Source organism: Arthrobacter sp. CP30 (assembly GCF_053470025.1).
The window spans coordinates 1-1,430 of record NZ_JBQEMM010000026.1; the positions used below are offsets into that span (position 1 = coordinate 1).

1 protein-coding gene is annotated in these 1,430 nt (G+C 62.0%); it reads left to right on the plus strand.

Annotated features, from left to right (window positions below):
• The coding region (gene pglX / locus ACTIMO_RS17130; RefSeq protein WP_448183202.1) for a BREX-1 system adenine-specific DNA-methyltransferase PglX at positions 1-1,430 on the plus strand (1,430 nt) is incomplete at both ends.

Here is a 1,430-nt window from a genome sequence, read left to right on the forward strand (position 1 = left end):
ATGGATTTGTCGTTGTTGCGTGGGTTTGCTGCGGGTGTTCGGGTTGAGTTGGTGGGTGTTGTTGGGGCTCGTTTGGCTGGGGTGTTGTTGCCTGGGTCGGTGGAGCGGGTGGAGTTTCCTGAGGCGGTGCGGCGTCTTGAGGGTGTGGTGGCGCGGGCCGGGCGTGATGTTGTGGTGGATCAGGTGGCGTATACGTGGTTCAACCGTTTGGTGGCGTTGAGGTTTATGGACGTGAATGGTTATTCGGGTGTGGGTGTGGTGTCTCCTGGTGGGGGTGCTGTGTCGGGTCAGCCGGAGGTGTTGGCGGATGCGAAGGCCGGTCATGTGGATGCCGGTGTGGTGGGGGAGAAGGTCCGGGACCGGGTGATTGGGTTGTTGTCCGGTTCTGTGGTGTCCCGTGACGGCCAGGGGGAGGCGTACAAGCTTCTGCTGGCGGCGTATTGCAATCACTGGGCGGGGCCGATGCCGTTCATGTTTGAGCGGTCGGGGGATTTCACGGAGCTGCTGGTGCCCGATGATCTGCTCTCGGAGCGGTCGATTGTGGCCCGGATTGTGCGGACGCTGACGCCGGAGGCGTGTGCCGATGTTGAGGTGATTGGCTGGCTGTACCAGTTCTATATTGCCGCGCGGAAGGATGAGGTTTTCGCGGGGTTCAAGAAGAACAAGAAGGCCACGGCGCTGGAGATCCCGGCGGCGACGCAGTTGTTTACGCCGCACTGGATTGTGAAGTATCTGGTGGAGAACTCGCTGGGCCGGTTGTGGCTGTTGAACAATCCGGGCTCGGATTTGGCGTCGCGGATGGAGTATTACATTGCTCCGGTGGAGCCGGAGACGGACTTCCTGAAAATCAGCGGTCCGGAGGAGCTGAAGGTCCTGGATCCGGCGTGCGGGTCTGGGCATATGCTCACCTACGCGTTCGATCTGTTGTTTTTGATGTATGAGGAGGCCGGGTACGCCCCGTCGGACATTCCGGCCCTGATCCTGAAGCACAACCTGTTTGGGGCGGAAATTGATCCGCGGGCGGGCGCTTTGGCGGCGTTCGCGCTGGTGATGAAGGCGCGAGGCAAGCAGAAGTCGTTCCTGAATCCGGGGAAGGGTACGGAGCCGAACATTTGTGTGCTGGAGCCGGTACGGTTCACCGCGGACGAGCTGGAGACCCTGTTGACCCGGGGTGGGGACAGGTATGCGGAGGTCGCGTTCTGGCAGGCGTTTGAAGACGCGGACACGTTCGGGTCGCTGATCCGCCCGAACCAGGACCTCATCAAGCCCCTCGCCGCGCATCTGGAGTCTTTGGGGGAGGCGCAGACCCTGTTCGGCGGGGACATCCTTGAACGCGCCGGAAAGGTGATCCGGCAGTCTGAGTACCTCTCCACCCGGTACCACGTGGTCGTCGCCAACCCCCCCTACATGGGCTCCGGCAACATGGGACC